Source organism: Ruegeria sp. CG1 (assembly GCF_056537265.1).
Genome location: NZ_JBQFRF010000003.1, coordinates 227,405 through 249,890, shown reverse-complemented (window position 1 = coordinate 249,890; position 22,486 = coordinate 227,405). Strand labels below are relative to the sequence as shown.

Here is a 22,486-nt window from a genome sequence, read left to right as displayed (position 1 = left end):
GCGATCTGCAGGCCGCACATGCTGGAATTCGAAAATGTCAGCAAGTCTTTCTGGACCGGAACCCGCCGCAAGGTGATTCTGGATCGGGTCTCGTTCCGGGTTGAGCTTGGAACATCTCTTGGCGTGCTGGCCCCGAACGGAACCGGCAAGACCACGTTGATCAACATGATGGCAGGGCTGGAAAAGCCCGACGAAGGCGTGATTCGGCGCGACTGCCGCGTATCCTTCCCCATGGGCTTTGCAGGAGGTGTGGCCAAGCGCCTGTCCGCGCTGGAGAACGCACGCTATATCGCGAAGATCTACGGCATGGATCCCGACTATGTCGAAGCCTACTGCAAATGGCTGTGCAACTTGGGTGAGTATTTCGACCAGCCGCTCGGAACCTATTCGTCCGGAATGCGGGCCCGGTTTACATTTGCACTGATGCTGGCCCTAGATTTCGATATGTATCTGATTGACGAGGGGATGCCCTCGACAACCGATGTCGAGTTCAACAAGAAGGCGGGCGACATTCTGAAAGAGAAGCTGCGCACGACAACCTTGGTGATCGTATCGCACAACCCTTCGCTTCTTGAAAAATTCGCGCGGCAGGCTGCGGTATTGGTAGACGGCCAGCTTTACATGTTTGAAACCTTGGAAGAGGCAAAGCAGCTCTATGACTACCAAACCCAAGGCTAGGAAATACAATCCCGACCGCACGGCACGCGGTTCTGGCACTGCCGAGGCACGCTCGGACGCCATTTCGCGCATCCGCAATGCAACCCAAGGCACGAACTCGGCTGACGACACTCAGCAACCGGGCAACGAGTTGGATGCGATCAAACGCGAAGGTCTGACAGGGCGGCAATTGCGCGTCGCGCGGCGTTTGGCGCACAAGAACGGGCTTGCGGCGACGTCTGACTACGATGCGGTCCGGCTGTTACGAAAGAAAGGAATTGATCCGTTTCAGCGCACAAACCTGCTTGATCTGGCAGCTCCTGACAAAGGCAAGCCAACTGGTGATGACGCCGCGCAAGACAATATAAAGATTCACCTGCCGCAAACGACCAGAGACTCGCAGAGGAACCTGCCGGGACCCGAGCTCAGCCCGGCCGAACGTCGTGAATATGAAATCGGGCAGATCCAGAAAGACATCGCCCGCCGCCGCCGCCGCAAGCTTGCCGGGCTATTCGCACGATTGACGGTGTTCGTATTCATTCCAACGTTTATCGTGGGCTACTATTTCTATCGCGTGGCGACTCCAATGTATGCCAGCGACTCGGTGTTTTCGATCCTGCAAGCGGATGGCGGCGGTGCCTCGTTCGGTGGATTTCTGGCGGGCACGCAGTTTGCGACAGCGCAGGATTCCGTGTCCACTCAGGAATTTCTGGAATCCAAGGATGCATTGGAACGGCTTGAACGTGATGTCGGATTTACTGAGTTTTTTCGGCAGGATTGGATAGACCCGATCCAACGATTGCCGGCTGATGCGACGCTTGAAGAAACCTACAAGCTTTATAAACGTATGATCACAATCGGATATGATCCTAGTGACGGCGTCATCCGAATGGAGGTCGCAGCGCCGAGCCCCGAGATAGCGGTCGATTTGTCCAGGCGGCTTATCTCTTACGCGGAAGAGACCATCAATGGTCTGACTGAATTGAAACGCGAAGACCAGATGCGCGATGCCTTGGCGAGTTTTGAGGCTGCGCAAGAGGCACGCAGACAGGCTCAGGAAGACCTGATCGAACTGCAGCTACAAGGTGCGATACTGGACCCGCAAAGTGTGATCGCCAGCCTGCGAGGAAGGATCGATCAGTTCGAATTCGAGCTGCAGGACAAAGAACTACAATTGGCCGCGCTTCTCGATAATACGCGCCCCAACCAGGCCAAGGTGGATGGTACACGGGCGGATATCGCGCGGCTGCAAGCGGTCCTTGATGAGTTGAATGCCGAGATGCTGGATGTGTCGGCGGGCGAAAATTCGCTGGCGCGTTTGAGCGTGCGAATCCAGATGGCTCAGGCCGATCTGGCGGCGCGTGACATGATGCTGCAAACGGCAATGCAGCAAATGGAAGCTACGCGGACCGAGGCCAATCGAAAAGTGCGGTATCTGACCGTCTCGGTGAACCCGGTCGCCAGCCAGGAGCCCAGCTATCCGCGCAAGTTCGAAAATACGATTTTGGCATTCCTGTTATTTGCTGGTATCTACCTGATGATCTCGCTTACCGCGTCGGTCCTTCGTGAACAGGTATCCTCGTAAGACTCATGAAACATGTAAAAATAGCCGACCTGACGGTTGGCAATGACCTTCCGCTGACCATCATTGCCGGCCCTTGCCAGCTTGAAACCGCCGATCACGCCCAAATGATCGCCGGCACCATGAAAGAGGCATGCGACGCCGCAGGTGCGCAATATGTGTTCAAGGCCTCGTATGACAAAGCTAACCGGACCTCGCTGTCCGGCAAGCGCGGCATGGGCATTGATTCCGGGCTGCAGGTGCTGGAAGATATCCGCAAGACCATGGGCATACCGGTACTGACCGATGTCCATACCGAAGCGCAATGCGCGATTGCGGCTGGGGCCGTCGATATTCTGCAAATCCCTGCGTTTCTGTGTCGTCAGACGGACATGCTGCTGGCGGCGGGCAATACCGGCAAAGCGGTCAACGTAAAAAAAGGGCAGTTTCTTGCCCCGTGGGAAATGCCGAATATCGTCACAAAGATCGAAAGCACTGGCAATCAGAACATCCTGCTGACCGAGCGTGGAACTTCGTTTGGCTACAATACGCTGGTCGCGGACATGCGATCGCTGCCGCAGATGGCGCAAACCGGATATCCGGTCGTCATGGACGCGACCCACTCGGTGCAACAGCCCGGCGGCCAAGGTGGTTCCTCGGGTGGACAGCGTGAGTTTGCGCCGGTGATGGCGCGCGCCGCTGTATCTCTGGGCGTCGGAGCCGTATTCATAGAAACCCATCAGGATCCCGACACCGCCCCCTCAGATGGGCCGAACATGATCCCTCTGGATCAAATGGGCCATCTGGTTGACACATTGATGCGATTTGATGCGCTGGCCAAAGAAAACCCAATTCAGATTTAACGATTGAGATTTGTGATGACCAAGCCTTTGCCTGAGGTGACCCCAAACACCTGGAGCTTTCTGCGCGATCCGATGATCAAGCCCACGGGCTTTCGCGAATATGACGCGCGGTGGAAATACCCCAATGAGATCAATCTGCCAGGCATGACGGCCTTGGGGTTGGGTCTGGGCACACAGATGCTCAAACGCGGGATCGAACCCGTGATTGCAGTGGGAAATGACTATCGCGATTATTCCCTGTCGATCAAAAACGCTCTGATCGTTGGACTTATGCAGGCGGGTATTCAGGTGAAAGATATCGGCCCAGCGCTCAGCCCGATGGCGTATTTCGCGCAATTCCATCTGGACGTACCGGCGGTTGCGATTGTCACGGCAAGCCATAACCCGAACGGTTGGACCGGCGTCAAAATGGGCTTTGACCGCCCATTGACCCACGGCCCTGACGAAATGTCGGAACTGCGCGACATCGTCTTGAATGGGGAAGGCGTCGCGCGCCCGGGCGGGTCATATGAATTCGTCGACGGTGTGAAAGAAGCCTACATCGACGATCTGGTCGGTGACTTCAGAATGTCACGTCCGCTGAAAGTGGTCTGCGCCACCGGAAACGGCACCGCCGCCGCCTTCGCGCCCGAGATTTTCGAAAGGATCGGGGTTGAGGTTGTGCCCAGCCACACACGGCTGGATTACACATTCCCCAATTACAACCCGAACCCGGAAGCCATGGAAATGCTGCATGACATGTCCGACACAGTCAAATCCAGCGGCGCGGACCTGGCGCTAGGGTTTGATGGTGATGGCGATCGTTGCGGTGTTGTGGATGACGAAGGCGAAGAGATATTTGCCGATAAGGTCGGCGTCATCATGGCCCGTGATCTGGCCAAGCTGCATCCAGGTTCGACCTTTGTAGCCGATGTGAAATCCACTGGGCTGTTCGCCAGCGATCCCGAGTTGCAAGCGCTTGGGGTCAAAGCCGACTACTGGAAAACCGGCCATAGCCATATGAAGCGCCGGGTCAAGGAAATCGGTGCGCTGGCTGGGTTTGAGAAATCGGGACACTATTTCTTGGCGGAACCGGTCGGGCGCGGATACGACTGCGGAATGCGCGTGGCGGTGGAAATCTGCAAACTGATGGACCGCAACCCGGACAAAAGCATGTCAGACCTTCGGAAAGCACTACCAAGGACATGGTCGACACCCACCATGTCTCCGTACGCAGCGGATACAGAAAAATACGATATTCTGCAGCGCCTGGTCGGCAAATTGGTTGCCAAGGCCGACGCCGGCGAACACTTCGCAGGGCGGGCTATCAAAGAGGTCGTGACCGTCAATGGAGCCCGGGTCATTCTGGACAATGGCAGTTGGGGCCTCGTTCGCGCATCATCCAATACACCCAATCTGGTCGTCGTCTGCGAAAGCAGCGAAAGCGAGGATGAAATGCGCGCGATCTTCGCAGATATCGACGCCGTCATTCGAACTGAACCCGGCGTGGGCGAATACGATCAGACAATCTAAATGACACTATGAAGGGCGCCCATTTCGGCGCCCTTTGTTATCGCGCTCAGATCAATCCCCGCCAAACAGCTTGAGCAGGCCTTTCTTGGCCTCATCCTCAAGCTTGTTCTTCAGCGCGTCTTCGATGTGACCGGAATCCGTCACCGTGGTATCCAGTTCTTTACCAACCTTTTCCAAAACCTTCTTCTTTGCGTCGTCTTCCAGTTCTTTGACTTTGCCTTCGGCTGCCGCCTCAATGACTTTGGTAAGGTCCGGCTTGATCGACGGGTCGCTCCACGGACCTTTAATTCGGACGGGTACCGATATCCCCTGCCCTGAGTTGGCGCGCAGGGCGACTGGTGTGAACAGATAATCGATATCGCGAGCTCCTAAGCCAATGCGGCCCGTACCGTCCGCCCGGAAATTATCCAGCTGCATCAACAGGTCCTTGTTGGTCAAGTCGCCATTCTTCATCGTAAAGCTGGCCGTAAGGCTGTTGAATACGGTCGTACCACCCGATCCCTTTCCCCGCCCCATAAGGCGGTCAAGATCCAGCCCCGAGATAACGCCCCGCCCGACCTCGATATCTCCTTTGCCGCTGAGCGATCGCATGATCTGATCTTCGCTCTGTCCGACGCCCAGAAATTCAAGATTGCCTGAACCGGTGCCCGAAAGCCGTTTGATATCCCCAAGCGTTTCGAGCGCTTCGTTGATATCGATATTGGCGGCTTTCAGATTTCCACCAACCGACAGACCGTTGCGATTATTGGCGACCACCTGGCCGTTCAATTGCCCCGAGAACAGCGAGGCCGGGTGCATCTGCAATACAGCCCGCGACCGATCAAGGCTGAGTGTCAGATCACTTTTCCCAAAGGTCATACCCGGAACCGCAATCGAGGTGGCTTGCAAGCGGATCTTGCCATTTGCCAGCGCCAGAAACGACGCATCAATTGGGGCTTTTGACCACCCTTCCGTATCTGAGGTGCCGTCAGAAGAGTTGCCTCCGCTTACCTTCGATAAGTCGAGATCACCTGCGTTCAGACGCGCAGACATCTGGGGCGGATTTGAAATCTGGATATCAGCTTCGCCCTCAAGCCGGTTTTGATCCAGAACCGCGATCATGTTGCGCAATGAAATCCGCCCGTCCCGGGTATAGGTCATCTGCCCGGATACGCTCGCGACCTGTCCTAGTCCCTCCGGAACGGTGACTCCTCCGTGACCAAACGCGGCCAGCATCCTTTGGGTGTCCTTGGCCGTGACCGTCGTCTTGCCATCCATTTCGCCGGCCAGATTCACCCGGCCCGAGAACTGAATATCTCCGCCAGGCGCGGTTAGGCTCAGCTGCAACGGCGTGACAGCGCCGCTGGAAAATGCGGGCAAGTCGGGGATGGTAAGGTCCACTGCGACGCTGCCGCCGGGGACGGACATACTGGCTTGCATTTCCATTGGGGCCGTTACGTCAGGCCAGCGGGCCGAAAGATCGACATCGGCAAAATCCATACTAACCGCGCCATTCTCAAGATAGATTAGGCGCGCATTGGTCAGTTCCAACCGCTCGAGCGTGATGGGTCGGCTTTCAACGGCTTGCGCCGTAGCGCCCGTTTGCGAGGAGTTACCTGGCTGATGCAGCTCCCAGTTGCCGCGCCCATCGGCGCGTTCAAGGCGTAGAACCGGGCTATCGGCCAACACCCGTTTGATCCGGATATTCCCAGACAACAACGCCGAGGCATCGACCCCAACCGCGAGGCTTTGGGCGCTAAGCATCGGTTCCGGCCCGGCCCAAGGCGCATTGCCAAATGTCACAGGGCCGGTTTCCATCCCCAATACCGGCCAAAATGACAGTTTGACGTCACCGGTCAACTCGAGATCGCGGCCTGTTTGCGCCTTGACTTGTTCAGCAAGTATTGTCGCCAGTTTTTCGCCTGGCATCAGCAGCAAGGCACCAATGACCAGCCCGAAGGCTGCAACTATGAGAAATAGAAAACGAATGAGCCACTTCATGGGTCTGCCTTTCCGGCCTTTCTGCTCTGTTTCAAGTCAGCCCCGAGCGGGCGGGATTTGCAAGGGGAAGCTTTCCCCTCTATATGCCCGGCCATGAGCACGAACCCACCGAACCTCCGCCCCGATCTAGCCCCAGAGGCCCGGATCGCCGAGACGCCCCGCCGTGGCCAACCGACCCTTGGAATGGTGTCGCTGGGTTGTCCAAAAGCGCTGGTTGACAGCGAACGTATCCTGACCCGGTTGCGGGCCGAGGGGTACGGTATTTCGCCGGACTACACGGGTGCTGATGCCGTTATTGTGAATACCTGCGGGTTTCTGGACAGCGCCAAGGCCGAGTCGCTGGACGCAATTGGCGAGGCATTGGTTGAAAACGGCAAGGTCATTGTGACCGGCTGTTTGGGGGCTGAGCCTGACTACATCCGGGAACACCATCCGCGCATTCTGGCGGTTACAGGACCGCATCAGTACGAACGGGTGCTGGACGCAGTACATGCAGCCGTACCACCCGACCCAAACCCTTATGTCGATCTGCTGCCCGCTTCGGGCGTCAAACTTACCCCGCGCCACTATAGCTATCTCAAGATTTCCGAGGGCTGTAATCATAAGTGCAAGTTTTGCATCATCCCCGACATGCGCGGTAAACTCGCAAGCCGCCCGGCCCATGCAGTGCTGCGCGAGGCCGAGAAACTGGTCGACAGCGGCGTGCGCGAACTGCTTGTGATCTCACAGGATACCTCGGCCTATGGGCTGGATCGTAAGTATGACGTGAACCCATGGAAAGATCGGGAGGTGCGCAGCCATATCACCGATCTGGCGCGTGAACTGGGCCAGTTCGATGCGTGGGTCAGGCTTCATTACGTCTATCCCTACCCCCATGTGCGCGATTTGATTCCGCTGATGGCAGATTCGGGTAGCAATGTGCTGCCGTATCTCGACATTCCATTCCAACATGCGCATCCCGATGTTCTGAAACGCATGGCCCGCCCTGCCGCCGGGGCAAAAACTCTGGACGAGATTGCCAACTGGCGCGCTATTTGTCCTGATATCACTTTGCGATCAACCTTTATCGTCGGCTACCCCGGAGAAACCGAGGCAGAGTTCCAGACGCTCCTGGACTGGATGGACGAAGCGCAGTTGGATCGTGTCGGCTGTTTCCAGTACGAAAATGTCGATGGCGCCCGCTCGAACGACCTGCCGGATCACGTCCCGGCCGAGGTCAAGCAAGAGCGATGGGAGCGTTTCATGGAGAAAGCTCAGGCCATTTCTGAGGCCAAGCTGGCAGCAAAGGTTGGCCAAAAACTCGATGTCATCGTAGACGAGGTGGATGAAGAGGCCGCGACCTGCCGCACTAAGGCCGATGCTCCAGAAATCGATGGCAACTTGTTTATCGACGAAGGCTTCGAAGGCCTGAAACCCGGGGATATCGTCACGGTCGAGGTAGATGAAGCCGGAGAATACGACTTGTGGGGGCGTTTGCACCCCTCGGCGTAACGAAAGGCGTCTGTCCCTAGAACAAGCCGATCAAAATCACGATCCACGCCACTCCGGCAGCGACTGCAGACAACGCCACCGCTGCACTTGCTGCATCCTTGGCTTGCCCCGCCAACGCGTGGTGCTCGGTCGAGGTGTGATCGACGGCACGCTCGATGGCCGTATTAAATAACTCGGCCACCAAGACCAGAATGCCCAAAGCAAGGATCAGCGCCCGTTCTGCCGTACCTAGAGGGAGTGCAAGCGCCAATAAAGCCGAAATCAGGTTGGCCCAAACCCACCCACGAAACGAATACTCTTGCCGCCAGGTTGCAGCCAGGCCCTGCCAGCTCCAGCGGGTACGATCCTTTAGGTGGTCAAAGAATTTGCGCATGGGGTTTCCGATCAGTCGTCCTGCAAGAAGACGTCCGCGACCCACAGCAGAAAGGCAAGAAAAAACCGCCTCGAGGGCGGTGTTCTTTTTAAAGGTGTGCAGGCGGCCCTGCGATCAGAACCGCCTGCTTAATACTTATTGGGTGACCGGGTTACATACGGTCTGGCCTGCTTCGGTTGTGGCCAGTTCATAGCCTGCCGAGCAACTGGGTGTACCAAACTTGTCATAGTCGGGCTGGATGTAAACCGGGGTCGGTTCCTCTTGCTGCGAGCACGCAGTCAATACAACGGCCGTGGCGCAGATAGCAGCAAATTTCAGTTTCATGTCCATCAATCCTCTATTACTTTTCTGATATTGCCCAGTTTTTCGGGGCCGGTATCAGAATAGGACCAAGAATTTCATATGGCAACCGAATCGATAACGCATTCGTGAATAAAGGCGAAACCACGCTGGAAGGCGGGTTTTCATTCGCAGTCTACCTTTTTTGACAAAGAGCCCTAAACTTTGACTTCGACATCAGCCAAAGACGGAGTAGCCACATGTCAGACGCCCCGATCATCGCCCAGAAATCGCCCTATCCGGTCGAAGTGACCGAAGGAAAAACCTATTTCTGGTGCGCCTGTGGCAAATCCAAGCGGCAACCGTTTTGCGATGGTTCGCACAAAGATACGTCGTTTGAACCCGTAAAATATACTGCTGATGCCAGCAAGAAGGTCTTCTTCTGTGGCTGCAAGCATTGCGCCAACCCGCCGTTATGCGACGGAACGCACAATAAGCTCTGAAGGTCAGGTCAAGTCGTTCAAAACCTGAGCATTGGCACAAAAATCAGGCGCTTCCCCAGCCAGTCCTTGTTGTGCGGCAAGCCATATCTGACAACGTTCGTCGCATATTGCGCCCCGGCATCGGGTCACCAGCTGAGCGTAGTCGGCAGGTGTCAGTTTCCCTTCGGCCATTGCTTCGGTCAGAGAAATCCCTAAGGATCGCGCGACCGAGCGTGTCAGCCAAAAGTGTTTTTCGATCTCGCCCAGAGATGTTCGATCCATTTGATCACCTTTGCTTGCTGACCCTCAAGGTGGCGAACCTGTGCCGGTTTGGGCAGGTGCAGGGCGCGCTTTCCGCCGTTTCGTTCTCGTTCAACCAGTCTGGGCATGCCCGCGCCCATTCGCACCCGCGGCAGAGCTGAACCATATCTGCCCATTCCTGTTGGCTCAGGTGCCCGTCGCGATGTGCGGTGGCAAGGTCGGTTCCCGTCGCCTGTGCCATTCGCAATACAAGACGAAGATGGGTCATGATCCGTCCAAGTCGTGGCACGGTACCCCCCTTTGGCGTTACGGCTTGAGCCTGTTCAGCAGCTCGTGATTGCGGCAGTATTCAGGTGTGTCGGGCGCTGTCAGGTTCTTGGCCAGAAACGCCTTGCAATGGCCCGGATTCGGGCATTCCGTGCACCGCAATACCGCGTCCGAGATTTCGTCGAACTGTAAGGCCCCTTTGATGGCAACTTCTTGCAAATCTACGCCCAGCGTCGTGGCCATCCGATCTACAAGGTCGGCGTGACGTCGCAGCGTTTCACGATCAGACATGCGGTTTCCTTTTCCATTCACTCTATGGAAAGAGTAACGCATGCCCCGCACAGTGCCCTTGACTCAGGTCAATGCCCGGTTGCCAGCTGGTCCAGATAGGCCCGCGTGGCGTCCTGCACGCGGCGAAAGCGGTCCCCGCCCAGCTTCTTGCCACCGTACCAGCGTGTCACGATGATTACGTGATCCGTCAGCTCGGCCCGCTCCATCATCCGCAAAATGACCATTGCCGCGCCAGACTCTCCGTCATCAGCCTTGAGCGCACCGTTTGGCAAGATGGCCGCCCAAGTGTTGTGAGTTGCCTTCGCATATGCCTTGTCGGATTTCAGTTCCGCCAGTACCGCATCGACATCAGCACGACTGGTGACCCCCGCGCCGGTCACAGCATATTTCGACCCGCGATCACTGAGAACGACACCCAATCGGGTTAAGTTGACCATTATCGTAATCCCAGTTCCCGCGCCGTTTGCAACACAACTTCGACCCGCTGGGCATTGGGAGGGTGCGTGGCAAGGAAACGATCACCCGGATCAGGAATGCGTTGGAAGAAAGCCATCCCGGCCAGCGGGTTATACCCCGCCGCGTAAGTGATCTGTGTCCCCAGACGATCCGCTTCCAATTCGAACTCACGCGTGTAGTTCTGCACCCCGACCTCAGCACCCAGCGCCTGTGCGCGCTCAATCCCTGCATCGTCCGCGCCCTGATTGCGCGCGAGTTCACCGAATATCCGCGCGCTCTCTTTGGCGTTCTGCGCCTGCCGGGCGATGTGACCCAAAATATGGTGGGCGGCCTCATGGCTCATGACAAAGGCCATCTCGTCCGCGTTCTGCGTTGCATCGATCATCGGCTGTGTAAAAACGACTAGCGGCCGCCCATCCTTGTCCAAGGTCTGAAACGCATTCGCTGGGGCCTTTGACGAGAGATCAACCAAAATCACAAAATCACAATTGGCAGTCCTCGATTGGCGGCGGCATTCCCGGCTTGCGGTCGTTCCGACAGCCCGGCTGACCTGCTCGAATACGCGCGCCCTGTCCTTTTGTTCTGATGACGATGGCTGCCATTGATCGGCCGGGATCGCGATAACAGGCGACATATCGCAAGCCGCCAACAGCATCACCAGCAACAGGGCAAGACGGCGCATTCACATTCCTTTCGGTCACTCTGTCGGCAGACAAGCATAGCGCGGCATTTAAGGCCGGGCCACAGCCGATTACAGCTTGCAACGGGTTGCATTGCGATCTTATGCCCTGCACTCTGCACATATGTTTTCAATTGAACACGAATTCGACTCGACGGTGATTACGCTGGTGGACGAAGGCGCAAAGCCTTTGCAAGAGGATGTCGTCATCAACAACTTCGCTGAATGCGTCACGCTCGAGCAGTTGGACCCGCGGACCGATCAGATTCAGAAGATTACCCTGTCACCAGAGCAGGTACGCGATCTGGCCGCTGCGCTGGATTTGCCCGAGGGCGTTTATCAGATACGTGAGTCCGAGAGCACCAAAGACTAGTGGTTCCTTTTGGATCTTGCGTCTGATCACAAGCAGCAATTCAGATTGAATTTGTCGCCTTTTGATGAGCAGTTTGCCCTTGAAAGAGAACAGTATGCCTCCGACATACAGACTGCCATGTGAAGGAAGTTAACATATGACCCTGAAGAACCAAGCTGCGCTGGATTTTCTGCACGCGCGCCGGTCTCGTCCGGCCAAAACGCTAGTATCCCCGGCCCCGACCCGGGAAGAGCTGAGGCCGCTGCTGACTGCTGCAGCGCGCAGCCCGGACCATGGAAAGCTGGAACCCTGGCGTTTTGTTGTTGTCGAGCATGGGGCCATGCAACGCCTTGCAGATCTTACAGAAACTTGTGGTCTCGCCTTGGGAAAATCGCCCGAAGATATCGCCAAGGCGCGCAGCCAATTCGAAATGGGCCATTTGGCGGTTGCTGTTATTGAGGTGCAGAAACCTTCTGACAAGATACCGGCAATTGAACAGACCTATTCAGCGGGTGCGGTATGTCTGGCTCTGCTGAACGCAGCGCTGGCCGCAGGTTGGGGGGCCAATTGGTTGTCCGGCTGGCAATCGCATGATCGCGAGTTTTGCGAACAGGGGCTTGGCTTGGCCGAAAACGAGAAGATTGCAGGCTTTATCCATATCGCAACCGAAGGTACGACCCCGCCCGAACGACCGCGCCCCAATGTGGCGGCACTAACCCAATGGGTTTCCGAATGATCATCATCCAGTCGTTTCTACAGGCGCTGGGACAGATCGGCGACCCAAGATTCCGCAAGGTACTTCTGTTGGGTGTTGGCCTGACATTCGCGTTGTTGGTGGCTGCCTATGCCGGCTTTTTGTGGCTGATCAACGCGCTGGTCGGCGATCAGGCCACCTTGCCAATACTGGGTGAGGTGACATGGCTGAACGACCTGCTCAGCGTGTCATCATTCCTGCTGATGATGGTGCTGTCGGTGTTTCTGATGGTCCCCGTTGCGTCAGCCATCACCTCGATGTTTCTGGATGAGGTCGCACAGGCGGTTGAGGATAAGCATTACCCCGGTCTGCCGCCGGCTCAGCGCATCCCCTTTGGCGATGCGCTAAGGGATACGCTCAGTTTTCTGGGTGTACTGATCGTTGCCAACCTGTTGGCATTGATCCTCTATGCACTCTTCACGCCATTCGCGTTGTTTATCTTTTGGGGTATGAACGGGTTTCTTCTGGGGAGAGAATATTTCACCCTGGCTGCGATGCGCCGACTGGGGCGCGAGGGGGCGCGAAAGCTGCGCGCAAAGCACGCGACAACCATTTGGGTCGCCGGTATTCTTATGGCGGTCCCGCTCTCTGTGCCATTGGTCAACCTGTTGATCCCGATCCTAGGAGCGGCGACCTTCACGCACATTTATCACGGTCTGTCGGGTAGCCAAACCTGAGCTACTCGCGCGGTTCCAGTTGGTTCAGCCAATCGAAATCGCGCACGCTGATTACGCCGGAGATAATGATGCCTGCAATGATCGCCCACAGCACGACCGATATCCCGGTGGTAATCCACAGCTTCTTCTTCATGTGATGGACTTCCGGCGCACCTGCATGAGTGCCCGGAACAATATCCCCCAGATCCCCCTGCGTTTTGATGCGCACAGGCAGAACAATCAGCAAGGTCAGAAACCAAATTACAGCGAAAAGAACCAGAGCGGCGGTAATGGTCATCGACTTCAGACCTGCTCCAGCTCAACGAGGCATCCGTTGAAATCCTTCGGGTGCAGGAACAACACCGGTTTGCCATGCGCTCCGATCTTGGGTTCACCCGATCCCAGAACGCGCGCACCGGTCTCTTTCAGATGATCGCGGGCCGCGATGATATCCTCGACCTCATAGCAGACATGGTGGATGCCGCCTGATGGGTTCTTTTCCAGAAACCCGTTGATCGGGCTGTTCTCACCCAGCGGATACAGCAATTCGATCTTGGTGTTGGGTAGTTCAATAAAGACCACGGTGACCCCATGATCCGGCTCATCCTGTGGAGCGCCGACTTTGGCGCCAAGCGCATTGCGATACTGGGCCGATGCGGCCTCCAGGTCGGGAACAGCAATGGCTACGTGGTTAAGGCGACCAATCATGGGACTCTCCTTCCTTCTGCGTTGCAGCGGTTATGGGGGCAGTATACCCAAAGGACAAGTGCGCCAAATCGTCGTTAACCCTGTATTAGCCAGAAGTTCCTAGCGTGAGGCATCTGCTAAACAGGAGTTCTGCCATGGACGATTCGGGACCTTTCGCCTCTCCAGCGCTGGCCACCAAGATGCGACCGCTGCTGGGCCAAACAATCCTTGTGGTCGAAGACAGCCGCTATGCATGCGATGCAATACGATTGATGTGCTTGCATAGCGGTGCGCGTATCCGTCGTGCGGATTGTCTGAAATCAGCGCGGCGCCATCTGCAAATCTATCGTCCCTCGGTCCTGATCGTCGATATGGGTCTTCCAGACGGGTCCGGCGCTGACCTGATAGCCGAAATGACCCATGCTGTACCCCGCATCGGTGTCATTCTCGGGCTGTCTGGCGATGACAGCATGCAGGTTATCGCCAGACGCGCAGGTGCAGATGGGTTTCTGGCCAAACCCCTGACCTCGGTCGCTTATTTCCAGACCTCGATACTTGAACTTCTGCCCGAAGATCGCCGCCCAGTAGGTCTGGATTTCGTCAGGGATAATATCGTTCAGCCCGATCCGCTGGCTTATCGGGACGACATGGCCCATATCGCCGACGTGCTTACCGGCCCCACTGATCAGCGCGCATTGGATTATGCGGTACAATTCCTGCAAAGCGTTGCGCGAGACGCCGAAGATACTGTGCTTGCCGAAGCAGCCCGGGACCTCGCCCAATCTCGTGCGCAGGGGACACCGGTCACCGCCCAGGCTGCACGGATTGCGGGTCTGGTTCAGAATCGGCTCGAACGGCAAGAGGCGATCTGAGATGCTGACCGCTTACTTTATTACCGCATCGATTCTTTGCATCTGGGTCTATCGCCTGACACGAGAGACGGCCAAGAGCATCCGCAATCGTCGGGATGCCGCAAATCCACTGGATTGAGCTGAGCTTGTTTTAAGCCCACCACGCAACTCAGATTTGCGTGGCGCGGCGAATACACCGATTGTTTTGCACTGCCCCAAACGTAAACCGCCCGCTCAGGGCGGGCGGCTAGATTTAGTCTTGCGGGATGATCCTGAGACCCAGTTCCATCAACTGATCCGAGGTCGGATCGGATGGCGCGTCCATCATCAGGTCTTCAGCGCGCTGGTTCATCGGGAACATCATGACTTCGCGGATATTAGCCTCATCCGCCAATAGCATCACGATCCGGTCGATACCTGCGGCACAGCCGCCGTGCGGCGGGGCGCCGTAGTGGAAGGCGTTAAACAAGGCGCCAAAGCGGGATTTGACTTCGTCTTCGCCGTACCCTGCCAGTTCAAAGGCCTTCAACATAATCTCAGGCTTATGATTCCGGATCGCACCTGACACCAGCTCGTAGCCGTTGCAGGCCAGGTCATACTGATACCCGCGTACGTCCAGAGGATTGCCCTGCAGCGCCTCCATTCCCCCCTGCGGCATCGAGAAGGGGTTGTGTTCGAAATCAATCGCACCGGTTTCTTCGTCCTGCTCGTAGATCGGGAAATCGACGATCCAGGCAAAGGCAAAGCGGTCTTTCTCGGTGAGGCCAAGTTCTTCGCCGATCACATCACGCGCTTTACCAGCGACCTTTTCGAAGGCTTTTGGCTTACCACCCAGGAAGAACGCGGCATCACCGACGCCCAGACCCAATTGCTGACGGATCGCCTCGGTGCGTTCGGGGCCGATGTTCTTGGCCAGTGGACCTGCGGCCTCCATACCCTCGCCCTGATCACGCCAGAAAATGTAACCCATACCGGGCAGACCTTCTTTCTGGGCAAATGCGTTCATACGGTCACAGAATTTGCGGCTGCCACCGCTCGGCGCTGGGATAGCGCGGATTTCGGAGCCTTCCTGCTCCAACAGTTTCGCGAAAATCGCGAAGCCAGAACCGCGGAAGTGGTCAGAGACCACTTGCATCTTAATGGGGTTCCGCAGGTCAGGCTTGTCGGTGCCGTACCACAGGGCTGAGTCCTTGTAGGAAATCTGCGGCCACTCCTGATCGACCTTGCGCCCGCCCCCGAACTCTTCGAACACACCAGTCAGCACGGGCTGGATGGTGTCGAACACATCCTGCTGCTCGACAAACGACATCTCTAGATCGAGTTGATAGAAATCGGTGGGCGATCGGTCTGCACGCGGGTCTTCATCGCGGAAGCAGGGTGCAATCTGGAAATACTTGTCGAAGCCCGACACCATGATCAGCTGTTTGAATTGCTGCGGGGCCTGCGGTAGGGCGTAGAACTTGCCCGGATGTAGTCGCGAGGGGACCAGAAAGTCGCGTGCGCCTTCGGGCGACGATGCGGTAATGATCGGTGTCTGATATTCACGGAATCCCTGATCCCACATCCGGCGGCGCATAGATGCGACAACGTCCGAGCGAAGGGTCATGTTTTGCTGCATCGCCTCGCGTCTTAGGTCGAGGTAGCGATAGCGCAGACGTGTTTCCTCGGGGTATTCCTGATCGCCGAACACCATCAACGGCAATTCGTCGGCAGCACCAAGAACCTCCAGCTCACGCACATAAACCTCGATCTCGCCTGTCGGCAATTTCGGGTTAATGAGATCAGCGTCGCGGGCTTTGACAGTGCCGTCGATGCGGATGCACCACTCGGACCGTACCTTTTCCAGTTCAGCAAATGCCGCACTATCGCCGTCGCACAAAACCTGGGTCACACCGAAATGGTCGCGCAGGTCGATGAACAGTACGCCGCCGTGATCTCGGACACGATGCACCCAACCGGACAGGCGGACGGTTTCACCGACATTGGCGGCGGTCAGAGCGGCGCAGGTGTGGCTGCGATAGGCGTGCATGGATCATATCCCTTCGGGCGCAGAATTCGTCGCGCCGATACACCCCGTCAGGCTTGGAAAGTCAAGGCGGGTCGCGCCGTCAAAACGGCCTTTGCACGTTGCCCGAGTAGAAATAGACGCCCAGCCCTGCCGCAAAGATAATATTACCGGCAATTGCGTGCAGAAGAACTGCATAAAAGAATGATCCGCGCTTGCGGTAGGCCCAAGTGAACAGGAGGCCTCCGACGAAAGTCATGATGGCAACGACCCAGCTCCAGTACATGAGGTGCGCAAGCGAAAACAGGCCGGCGTTCAAAAGGTATGCGACCCGCCCTTCAGGTAGGATCGCGTGATAGCGTCGGAAAAAGAGAGAGCGGAAAAGCAGCTCTTGTGGCAGAGCGGATAACAACGGGTAGCCGATACAGATGAATATCAACATCTCTGGCCGATGCAGCAGCAAAACAAAGGCTGCATCCGGTCGCGCCCACAGCACCAGGGCGGAACAGAAGGCAGCCATGAACAGGGTAAATGCAAAGACTTCGGTCCACGACCAGTTTCGCCAGCCATACCGAAGCTCTGCCCAGGAAAAACCGGGCGTATCCTGCAGCAGCAGTATGCCCAGTCCGGTAAACGCAAAAAGCGAGGGGAACATCCAGTTTGGCGGGAACAATGTCGCGATGGCTATGGGAACCGCCACAAAGAAGAGCACAAACTCAATCCTGAGGCGTGAGTTGGTAACAGGGGTCTCCACCCATTCGGTATTTTTGCTCAAGGTGCCACAAGCTCCGCACGGATCAGCCCCCGAAGGGAATTTCCACAGTGGATAGATTGCGCGTTTTTTAGATCGGTCAAGGTCAGAACGGATTCGGTAACTTCTTTATTATCCAACAATTCCTCGCGCAAAACCCCGGGAAGCAATCCGCATCGCAGTGAGGGCGTAAGTCGTCTGCCGTCGGGCATGGTCAGGAACAGGTTCGTGATAGTGCCCTCGCAAAGCTCATCCCGTTCGTTCAAAAACAAAAGCTCATCAACTCTTAGCGGCAAGCCTGCCCGCGCCATGTCATAGACGGCCCGTCGGGTCGTTTTGTAACCCAGCCAGATATCCGATGATGATAGTCTCTGTTTGGCCAAATCCACACGCCAGACGGGCGGATTGGCAGTCAATTCTCCGGACGTCAGTTCAAATTTGCCATCCGCGTCCAAGGTCAAACGGCAGCGCAATGCAATCTCACCCAAACTCGCATCCAAAATCGTCCAAGCGGCGGTTCGGTCAAAATCAATGCCGAACTTCTGTGCTGTGTGCGCCATGCGGGCCAAATGACGATCAAGCCTGACGAACCCCTGCCCCGGCCTGTAGGCCAAAGTTTCGATCAGACGGAAATCAGGCTCAGTTGGTGGGCGAAGCGGGCTTTCCATAGCGCCTCCTCATATTCCGATGGCGCGGTGCTGTCCCAGACCAGCCCGCCGCCTACGTTAAGGGTCGCCTTGCCGCCTTCAACCATGAGGGTCCGGATGGCCACGTTGAATTCCGACCGACCGTCCGGGGCCACCCAACCGATGGTTCCGCAGTAAACATCGCGAGGCCAAGGTTCCAGTTCGGACAGGATCTCCATCGCGCGAATCTTTGGCGCTCCGGTGATTGATCCGCACGGGAACAAGGCGGTCAGAATATCAGAAAGGCCTACGCCAAGGTGTAACTGCGCCTGCACAAGCGAGACCATCTGATGGACAGTCGCATAGGTCTCAACCTTGAACAGCTCGGGTACTTTCACCGATCCGGCCAGCGCGACCCGGCTAATATCGTTGCGCAGCAGATCGACGATCATCAGATTTTCGGCCCGGTTCTTTTCATCCGAAGACAGGAAAGCGCGTCGACGCTCGTCTTCGACTGGGTCCTCGCTGCGCGGTTGAGTTCCCTTCATCGGGCGCGTTTCGATCCGGCCCTCGGCGTCGGTTCGGAAAAACAGTTCGGGCGAGCGGCTCAGCAGATCAGGCAGCCCCTCTTGCTCAACCAAGGCGCCGTGGCCGACGGGTTGACCAGCCGCAAGCGCCGCATAAAGCGCGACGCTGTCTCCGGTTACATCGAGATCAATTGGGAAGGTCAGATTTGCCTGATAAATGTCACCCGCACCAATCGCCTCATGCACTGTACGAAAGGCCTGCGTATATCGCGCCTCGTCCCAGCGGGGCTGAAACGCAGTGACACTGCCCGACGCCTTTGGCAGTCCAACGCGATCCGGTGCGTCAAACACACCGAAACACAGTAGTGGCAGGCGTCGTCCTTCTGGCAGCCGGTCTGCCAGACGTGGTTCCAGCACGTAGCCCAGTTCATAACTTGCGTACCCTGCCAGCCAGGCCCCATCCGCGCGCGCCTGATCCAGCGCCGCCAGAGCCTGGGGCACCTCCGCCGCGTTATCCGCGCGGATAATCCGGGACGGACGCTCAAACCGGGTTCCGCGCCCAGCTGGTCCTTGATCGAAACGAATACGCAATTGCATCCTCATTTGCCGTGCTGCGCGGTATAGAGAATAGCGCGCCAAGGGAAAGAGGGGAAAGCGGCAATTTCAAACCCGTTTCCGATACCTCTTGCACCTTTTCGCGCGGTCCCTATAACGCAGGACAATTTGGGCGCTGGGGCGGTGCCCTGACTCGCGGACAATTGAAGGGGCCAAGCCATGCCGAGAAGAACCGACATCCAGTCGATCATGATCATCGGGGCAGGCCCCATTGTTATCGGTCAGGCCTGCGAGTTCGACTATTCCGGCGCTCAGGCGTGTAAGGCGCTGCGCGAGGAAGGCTATCGGGTCATTCTGGTGAACTCGAACCCTGCAACGATCATGACCGACCCGGGGCTAGCCGATGCGACCTATATCGAGCCGATCACGCCCGAAGTTGTCGCCAAGATCATCGAAAAAGAACGCCCCGATGCCCTACTGCCCACTATGGGCGGACAGACCGGCCTGAACACCTCGCTGGCGCTGGAAGAGATGGGCGTGCTGGATAAGTTCAACGTCGAGATGATCGGCGCCAAGCGAGACGCGATCGAAATGGCCGAAGACCGCGCCCTGTTCCGCGAGGCGATGGATAGGTTGGGCATCGAAAACCCCAAAGCCGAGATCGTGACGGCCCCCAAGGATGAGAACGGCAAGAAAGATCTCGACGCCGGTGTGGCACTGGCGCTTGAAACCCTCGAAACAGTTGGTCTGCCCGCCATCATCCGCCCCGCCTTTACGCTGGGCGGCACCGGCGGCGGTGTCGCATATAACCGCGAGGATTATATCCATATTTGCCGCTCGGGTATGGATGCGTCCCCCGTCGGTCAGATCCTGATCGATGAAAGTCTTCTGGGGTGGAAAGAATACGAGATGGAGGTGGTGCGCGACACCGCTGACAACGCCATCATCGTGTGTTCCATCGAAAACGTCGATCCCATGGGCGTGCATACCGGTGACTCGATCACCGTGGCCCCTGCCCTGACGCTGACCGACAAAGAATACCAGATCATGCGCAATCACTCGATTGCGGTGCTACGCGAGATCGGCGTGGAAACCGGCGGGTCAAATGTGCAGTGGGCGATCAACCCGGTTGATGGTCGTATGGTCGTGATCGAGATGAACCCGCGTGTGTCCCGCTCTTCTGCGCTGGCCTCGAAGGCGACCGGTTTCCCGATTGCCAAGATCGCCGCAAAACTGGCCGTTGGGTACACGCTGGACGAGCTAGACAATGACATCACCAAGGTCACCCCGGCCTCGTTCGAGCCGACCATCGACTATGTTGTCACCAAGATCCCGAAATTTGCCTTTGAGAAATTCCCCGGTTCCGAACCCTACCTGACCACCGCGATGAAGTCGGTGGGTGAGGCCATGTCCATCGGCCGCACCATTCACGAATCGATGCAAAAGGCTCTGGCCTCGATGGAGTCGGGTCTGACAGGCTTTGATGAGATCGAAATCCCCGGTCTGAACGTCGGAGTCTGGGAAGAAGCCGACGACAAGGCCGCCGTGATCAAGGCGATCAGCCAGCAGACCCCCGATCGTCTGCGCACAATCGCGCAGGCCATGCGTCACGGCCTGACCGACGATGAGATTTTCGGCGTCACCAAGTTCGACCCGTGGTTCCTGGCCCGCATTCGCGAGATCATCGAGGCCGAGCGTCAGGTGCGCAAAGATGGTCTGCCGGTTACCGAGGACGGTATCCGCAAACTGAAAATGCTTGGATTCACCGACGCGCGTCTGGGCAATCTCACCGGCCGTGACGAAGACAACGTCCGCCGCGCCCGCCGCAATCTGGGTGTGAACGCCGTCTTCAAACGCATCGACACCTGTGCGGCTGAGTTCGAGGCGCAGACCCCCTATATGTACTCGACCTACGAAGCCCCGATGATGGGTGAGGTCGAATGCGAGGCACGTCCAAGCGACCGCAAAAAGGTCGTCATCCTTGGTGGTGGTCCGAACCGGATCGGCCAGGGCATCGAGTTCGATTACTGCTGCTGCCACGCCTGTTTCGCGCTGACCGAAGCCGGATATGAGACCATCATGGTCAACTGCAACCCCGAGACGGTCTCAACGGACTATGACACCTCGGACCGTTTGTATTTCGAGCCGCTGACCTTCGAACACGTCATGGAAATCCTTACGAAGGAACAGGAAGCCGGCACGCTGCATGGAGTGATCGTTCAGTTTGGCGGGCAGACCCCGCTGAAACTGGCCAATGCGTTGGAGGCTGAAGGTATCCCGATCCTCGGTACCACGCCCGACGCGATCGACCTCGCCGAAGATCGTGAGCGTTTCCAGGCGCTGGTCAATGAACTGGGCCTGAAGCAGCCCAAGAACGGCATCGCCTCGACCGACGAAAAGGCGCTGGAGATTGCCGAAGATATCGGCTTCCCGCTGGTCATCCGCCCCTCCTATGTTCTGGGCGGCCGCGCGATGGAAATCGTGCGCGATATGGATCAGCTACGCCGCTACATCAATGAGGCCGTAGTGGTATCCGGCGACAGCCCGGTTCTTCTGGACAGCTATCTGGCCGGTGCGGTCGAACTGGACGTGGACGCGCTGTGCGACGGTAACGACGTGCATGTTGCAGGCATCATGCAGCACATCGAAGAGGCCGGCGTGCACTCGGGCGACTCGGCCTGTTCGCTGCCGCCTTATTCGCTGTCGAAAGAGATCATCGAACAGATTAAGGATCAGGCGTTCAAGCTGGCCAAGGCGCTGAATGTCGTCGGCCTGATGAACGTGCAGTTCGCCATCAAGGATGACGAGATTTACCTGATTGAGGTCAACCCTCGTGCCAGCCGCACCGTGCCTTTTGTGGCTAAAGCCACTGACAGCGCCATTGCCTCTATCGCTGCGCGTGTAATGGCCGGTGAGAAACTGGCGAATTTCCCGAAACGCCCCCCTTACAAAACTGTCGATGACACCAAAATCGCTGACCAGATGACGCTGGCCGACCCCGACATGCCGTGGTTCTCGGTAAAAGAAGCCGTTTTGCCTTTCGCCCGCTTCCCCGGCGTTGACACCATCCTGGGCCCTGAAATGCGTTCGACCGGAGAGGTCATGGGCTGGGATCGCGACTTCCCGCGCGCTTTCCTGAAAGCACAAATGGGGGCCGGTATGGTGCTGCCCAGCGCAGGTCGTGCGTTTATCTCGATCAAGGATGCTGACAAAGGGCCGGATATGCTCGAAGCAGCGCGTGTTCTGGTTGAGCAAGGCTTTGAGCTTGTTGCGACCCGCGGCACACAAGCCTGGCTGACTGAAGAAAGTGTGCCGTGCGGCGTGGTCAACAAAGTGTACGAAGGCCGCCCGGATGTGACCGACCTGATGAAGGACGGCGGCGTGCAGCTGGTCATGAACTCGACCGAAGGCGCACAGGCGGTGGAAGACAGCCGATCAATCCGGTCGATCGCGCTGTATGACAAGATCCCCTATTACACCACAGCCGCAGCAAGCTATGCCGCCGCGCTGGCGATCAAGGCGCAGGCCGAAGGCGATGTTGAGGTGAAATCGCTGCAGGGCTAAGCCCCG

25 protein-coding genes are annotated in these 22,486 nt (G+C 57.3%); 11 read left to right on the top strand and 14 right to left on the bottom strand.

The genetic code is table 11. The annotated features are described in order from the left end of the window. Window positions 1-18: 18 nt before the first annotated feature. From ACR0AU_RS10765 to ACR0AU_RS10750, 4 genes are read left to right on the top strand one after another with little or no spacing between them, the layout of a single operon-like run. On the top strand, window positions 19-678 hold the full coding sequence (locus ACR0AU_RS10765) for an ABC transporter ATP-binding protein (RefSeq protein ID WP_170392311.1): 660 nt from the start codon (window positions 19-21) through the stop codon (window positions 676-678). After that, window positions 656-2,242 (top strand): capsule biosynthesis protein, encoded by a 1,587-nt coding sequence (locus ACR0AU_RS10760; RefSeq protein WP_170564051.1) that lies wholly within the window; start codon window positions 656-658, stop codon window positions 2,240-2,242. The genes ACR0AU_RS10765 and ACR0AU_RS10760 overlap by 23 nt, the downstream gene beginning before the upstream one ends. 5 nt (window positions 2,243-2,247) lie before the next feature. After that, window positions 2,248-3,081: a 3-deoxy-8-phosphooctulonate synthase gene (kdsA, locus tag ACR0AU_RS10755; protein ID WP_170732985.1), complete on the top strand. Its 834-nt coding sequence runs from the start codon at window positions 2,248-2,250 to the stop codon at window positions 3,079-3,081. Window positions 3,082-3,096: 15 nt separating this feature from the next. After that, a complete protein-coding gene (locus tag ACR0AU_RS10750; protein ID WP_170732986.1) occupies window positions 3,097-4,593 on the top strand; it encodes a phosphomannomutase/phosphoglucomutase in 1,497 nt (498 codons plus the stop codon). Between the two features lie 51 nt (window positions 4,594-4,644). Here the strand turns inward: ACR0AU_RS10750 and ACR0AU_RS10745 are convergent, their stop codons facing one another. Continuing rightward, window positions 4,645-6,573 (bottom strand): AsmA family protein, encoded by a 1,929-nt coding sequence (locus tag ACR0AU_RS10745; RefSeq protein WP_170732987.1) that lies wholly within the window; start codon window positions 6,571-6,573, stop codon window positions 4,645-4,647. A gap of 93 nt (window positions 6,574-6,666) precedes the next feature. On the opposite strand from ACR0AU_RS10745, the gene rimO reads away from it, so the two are divergent. Next, the gene (gene rimO / locus ACR0AU_RS10740; protein WP_480795663.1) at window positions 6,667-8,064 is read left to right on the top strand and encodes a 30S ribosomal protein S12 methylthiotransferase RimO; all 1,398 of its coding nucleotides are present in this window, start codon (window positions 6,667-6,669) and stop codon (window positions 8,062-8,064) included. Window positions 8,065-8,080: 16 nt separating this feature from the next. Here the strand turns inward: rimO and ACR0AU_RS10735 are convergent, their stop codons facing one another. Together ACR0AU_RS10735 and ACR0AU_RS10730 are read right to left on the bottom strand one after the other, a co-directional pair. Continuing rightward, window positions 8,081-8,437 (bottom strand): diacylglycerol kinase, encoded by a 357-nt coding sequence (locus tag ACR0AU_RS10735; RefSeq protein WP_170420629.1) that lies wholly within the window; start codon window positions 8,435-8,437, stop codon window positions 8,081-8,083. A 135-nt stretch (window positions 8,438-8,572) separates the two neighbouring features. After that, window positions 8,573-8,761, bottom strand: a complete 189-nt coding sequence (locus tag ACR0AU_RS10730) for a hypothetical protein (RefSeq protein WP_255611743.1) — start codon at window positions 8,759-8,761, stop codon at window positions 8,573-8,575. 215 nt (window positions 8,762-8,976) lie between these two features. Between ACR0AU_RS10730 and ACR0AU_RS10725 the strand changes: the two genes are divergently transcribed. Further along, window positions 8,977-9,219, top strand: coding sequence for a CDGSH iron-sulfur domain-containing protein (locus ACR0AU_RS10725; protein WP_170401738.1), 243 nt, complete (start codon window positions 8,977-8,979; stop codon window positions 9,217-9,219). Window positions 9,220-9,222: 3 nt separating this feature from the next. Here the strand turns inward: ACR0AU_RS10725 and ACR0AU_RS10720 are convergent, their stop codons facing one another. The 5 genes from ACR0AU_RS10720 to ACR0AU_RS10700 form a co-directional block, all read right to left on the bottom strand. Further along, the gene (locus tag ACR0AU_RS10720; RefSeq protein WP_170420627.1) at window positions 9,223-9,480 is read right to left on the bottom strand and encodes a DUF6455 family protein; all 258 of its coding nucleotides are present in this window, start codon (window positions 9,478-9,480) and stop codon (window positions 9,223-9,225) included. A gap of 4 nt (window positions 9,481-9,484) precedes the next feature. Continuing rightward, window positions 9,485-9,748 (bottom strand): DUF6455 family protein, encoded by a 264-nt coding sequence (locus tag ACR0AU_RS10715; protein WP_480439149.1) that lies wholly within the window; start codon window positions 9,746-9,748, stop codon window positions 9,485-9,487. Between the two features lie 17 nt (window positions 9,749-9,765). Then, complete coding sequence (locus ACR0AU_RS10710) at window positions 9,766-10,017, bottom strand: DUF6455 family protein (RefSeq protein ID WP_170401746.1); 252 nt, start codon at window positions 10,015-10,017, stop codon at window positions 9,766-9,768. A gap of 68 nt (window positions 10,018-10,085) precedes the next feature. Continuing rightward, window positions 10,086-10,454, bottom strand: coding sequence for a YigZ family protein (locus ACR0AU_RS10705; RefSeq protein ID WP_170392333.1), 369 nt, complete (start codon window positions 10,452-10,454; stop codon window positions 10,086-10,088). Further along, window positions 10,454-11,155: a M48 family metallopeptidase gene (locus tag ACR0AU_RS10700; protein ID WP_170420619.1), complete on the bottom strand. Its 702-nt coding sequence runs from the start codon at window positions 11,153-11,155 to the stop codon at window positions 10,454-10,456. Before ACR0AU_RS10700 ends, ACR0AU_RS10705 begins: the two co-directional genes overlap by 1 nt. 121 nt (window positions 11,156-11,276) lie before the next feature. Between ACR0AU_RS10700 and ACR0AU_RS10695 the strand changes: the two genes are divergently transcribed. From ACR0AU_RS10695 to ACR0AU_RS10685, 3 genes are all read left to right on the top strand, one after another. Continuing rightward, window positions 11,277-11,525 (top strand): hypothetical protein, encoded by a 249-nt coding sequence (locus ACR0AU_RS10695; RefSeq protein WP_170392337.1) that lies wholly within the window; start codon window positions 11,277-11,279, stop codon window positions 11,523-11,525. Between the two features lie 136 nt (window positions 11,526-11,661). Continuing rightward, window positions 11,662-12,240 (top strand): nitroreductase family protein, encoded by a 579-nt coding sequence (locus ACR0AU_RS10690; protein WP_170512462.1) that lies wholly within the window; start codon window positions 11,662-11,664, stop codon window positions 12,238-12,240. Beyond that, a complete protein-coding gene (locus ACR0AU_RS10685; protein WP_170732989.1) occupies window positions 12,237-12,935 on the top strand; it encodes an EI24 domain-containing protein in 699 nt (232 codons plus the stop codon). The genes ACR0AU_RS10690 and ACR0AU_RS10685 overlap by 4 nt, the downstream gene beginning before the upstream one ends. Before the next feature lies 1 nt (window position 12,936). Here ACR0AU_RS10685 and ACR0AU_RS10680 read toward each other — a convergent pair whose 3' ends face one another. Further along, complete coding sequence (locus tag ACR0AU_RS10680) at window positions 12,937-13,212, bottom strand: DUF1467 family protein (RefSeq protein WP_170392343.1); 276 nt, start codon at window positions 13,210-13,212, stop codon at window positions 12,937-12,939. A gap of 5 nt (window positions 13,213-13,217) precedes the next feature. Then, window positions 13,218-13,622 carry a methylmalonyl-CoA epimerase gene (gene mce / locus ACR0AU_RS10675; RefSeq protein WP_010441821.1) on the bottom strand — a complete coding sequence of 135 codons (405 nt, stop codon included), beginning with the start codon at window positions 13,620-13,622 and terminating at the stop codon, window positions 13,218-13,220. Window positions 13,623-13,756: 134 nt separating this feature from the next. Here mce and ACR0AU_RS10670 point away from each other — a divergent pair, with 134 nt between their 5' ends. Then, window positions 13,757-14,473: a response regulator gene (locus ACR0AU_RS10670; RefSeq protein ID WP_170609476.1), complete on the top strand. Its 717-nt coding sequence runs from the start codon at window positions 13,757-13,759 to the stop codon at window positions 14,471-14,473. Between the two features lie 232 nt (window positions 14,474-14,705). On the opposite strand, the gene aspS is transcribed toward ACR0AU_RS10670, so the two are convergent. The 4 genes from aspS to ACR0AU_RS10650 all read right to left on the bottom strand — a co-directional run bounded on the left by aspS (window position 14,706) and on the right by ACR0AU_RS10650 (window position 18,958). Next, the gene (gene aspS, locus ACR0AU_RS10665) at window positions 14,706-16,481 is read right to left on the bottom strand and encodes an aspartate--tRNA ligase (protein WP_480795662.1); all 1,776 of its coding nucleotides are present in this window, start codon (window positions 16,479-16,481) and stop codon (window positions 14,706-14,708) included. Between the two features lie 79 nt (window positions 16,482-16,560). Beyond that, complete coding sequence (locus ACR0AU_RS10660) at window positions 16,561-17,232, bottom strand: type II CAAX endopeptidase family protein (protein WP_170732992.1); 672 nt, start codon at window positions 17,230-17,232, stop codon at window positions 16,561-16,563. Further along, entirely contained in the window at window positions 17,229-17,876 is a 648-nt protein-coding gene (locus tag ACR0AU_RS10655) for an aminotransferase class IV family protein (protein ID WP_170564077.1), read from the bottom strand. The genes ACR0AU_RS10660 and ACR0AU_RS10655 overlap by 4 nt, the downstream gene beginning before the upstream one ends. Beyond that, window positions 17,831-18,958 (bottom strand): aminodeoxychorismate synthase component I, encoded by a 1,128-nt coding sequence (locus ACR0AU_RS10650; protein ID WP_480795743.1) that lies wholly within the window; start codon window positions 18,956-18,958, stop codon window positions 17,831-17,833. The genes ACR0AU_RS10655 and ACR0AU_RS10650 overlap by 46 nt, the downstream gene beginning before the upstream one ends. Window positions 18,959-19,135: 177 nt before the next feature. Between ACR0AU_RS10650 and carB the strand changes: the two genes are divergently transcribed. After that, a complete protein-coding gene (gene carB, locus ACR0AU_RS10645; RefSeq protein ID WP_170401770.1) occupies window positions 19,136-22,480 on the top strand; it encodes a carbamoyl-phosphate synthase large subunit in 3,345 nt (1,114 codons plus the stop codon). Window positions 22,481-22,486 lie beyond the last annotated feature (6 nt).

Coding starts and splice junctions, on each gene's coding strand:
- ACR0AU_RS10765 (WP_170392311.1), top strand. CDS start 19: ATGCTGGAATTCGAAAATGTCAGCAAGTCTTTCTGGACCGGAACCCGC.
- ACR0AU_RS10760 (WP_170564051.1), top strand. CDS start 656: ATGACTACCAAACCCAAGGCTAGGAAATACAATCCCGACCGCACGGCA.
- kdsA (WP_170732985.1), top strand. CDS start 2,248: ATGAAACATGTAAAAATAGCCGACCTGACGGTTGGCAATGACCTTCCG.
- ACR0AU_RS10750 (WP_170732986.1), top strand. CDS start 3,097: ATGACCAAGCCTTTGCCTGAGGTGACCCCAAACACCTGGAGCTTTCTG.
- ACR0AU_RS10745 (WP_170732987.1), bottom strand. CDS start 6,573: ATGAAGTGGCTCATTCGTTTTCTATTTCTCATAGTTGCAGCCTTCGGG.
- rimO (WP_480795663.1), top strand. CDS start 6,667: ATGAGCACGAACCCACCGAACCTCCGCCCCGATCTAGCCCCAGAGGCC.
- ACR0AU_RS10735 (WP_170420629.1), bottom strand. CDS start 8,437: ATGCGCAAATTCTTTGACCACCTAAAGGATCGTACCCGCTGGAGCTGG.
- ACR0AU_RS10730 (WP_255611743.1), bottom strand. CDS start 8,761: ATGAAACTGAAATTTGCTGCTATCTGCGCCACGGCCGTTGTATTGACT.
- ACR0AU_RS10725 (WP_170401738.1), top strand. CDS start 8,977: ATGTCAGACGCCCCGATCATCGCCCAGAAATCGCCCTATCCGGTCGAA.
- ACR0AU_RS10720 (WP_170420627.1), bottom strand. CDS start 9,480: ATGGATCGAACATCTCTGGGCGAGATCGAAAAACACTTTTGGCTGACA.
- ACR0AU_RS10710 (WP_170401746.1), bottom strand. CDS start 10,017: ATGTCTGATCGTGAAACGCTGCGACGTCACGCCGACCTTGTAGATCGG.
- ACR0AU_RS10705 (WP_170392333.1), bottom strand. CDS start 10,454: ATGGTCAACTTAACCCGATTGGGTGTCGTTCTCAGTGATCGCGGGTCG.
- ACR0AU_RS10700 (WP_170420619.1), bottom strand. CDS start 11,155: ATGCGCCGTCTTGCCCTGTTGCTGGTGATGCTGTTGGCGGCTTGCGAT.
- ACR0AU_RS10695 (WP_170392337.1), top strand. CDS start 11,277: ATGTTTTCAATTGAACACGAATTCGACTCGACGGTGATTACGCTGGTG.
- ACR0AU_RS10690 (WP_170512462.1), top strand. CDS start 11,662: ATGACCCTGAAGAACCAAGCTGCGCTGGATTTTCTGCACGCGCGCCGG.
- ACR0AU_RS10685 (WP_170732989.1), top strand. CDS start 12,237: ATGATCATCATCCAGTCGTTTCTACAGGCGCTGGGACAGATCGGCGAC.
- ACR0AU_RS10680 (WP_170392343.1), bottom strand. CDS start 13,212: ATGACCATTACCGCCGCTCTGGTTCTTTTCGCTGTAATTTGGTTTCTG.
- mce (WP_010441821.1), bottom strand. CDS start 13,622: ATGATTGGTCGCCTTAACCACGTAGCCATTGCTGTTCCCGACCTGGAG.
- ACR0AU_RS10670 (WP_170609476.1), top strand. CDS start 13,757: ATGGACGATTCGGGACCTTTCGCCTCTCCAGCGCTGGCCACCAAGATG.
- aspS (WP_480795662.1), bottom strand. CDS start 16,481: ATGCACGCCTATCGCAGCCACACCTGCGCCGCTCTGACCGCCGCCAAT.
- ACR0AU_RS10655 (WP_170564077.1), bottom strand. CDS start 17,876: ATGGAAAGCCCGCTTCGCCCACCAACTGAGCCTGATTTCCGTCTGATC.
- ACR0AU_RS10650 (WP_480795743.1), bottom strand. CDS start 18,958: ATGCAATTGCGTATTCGTTTCGATCAAGGACCAGCTGGGCGCGGAACC.
- carB (WP_170401770.1), top strand. CDS start 19,136: ATGCCGAGAAGAACCGACATCCAGTCGATCATGATCATCGGGGCAGGC.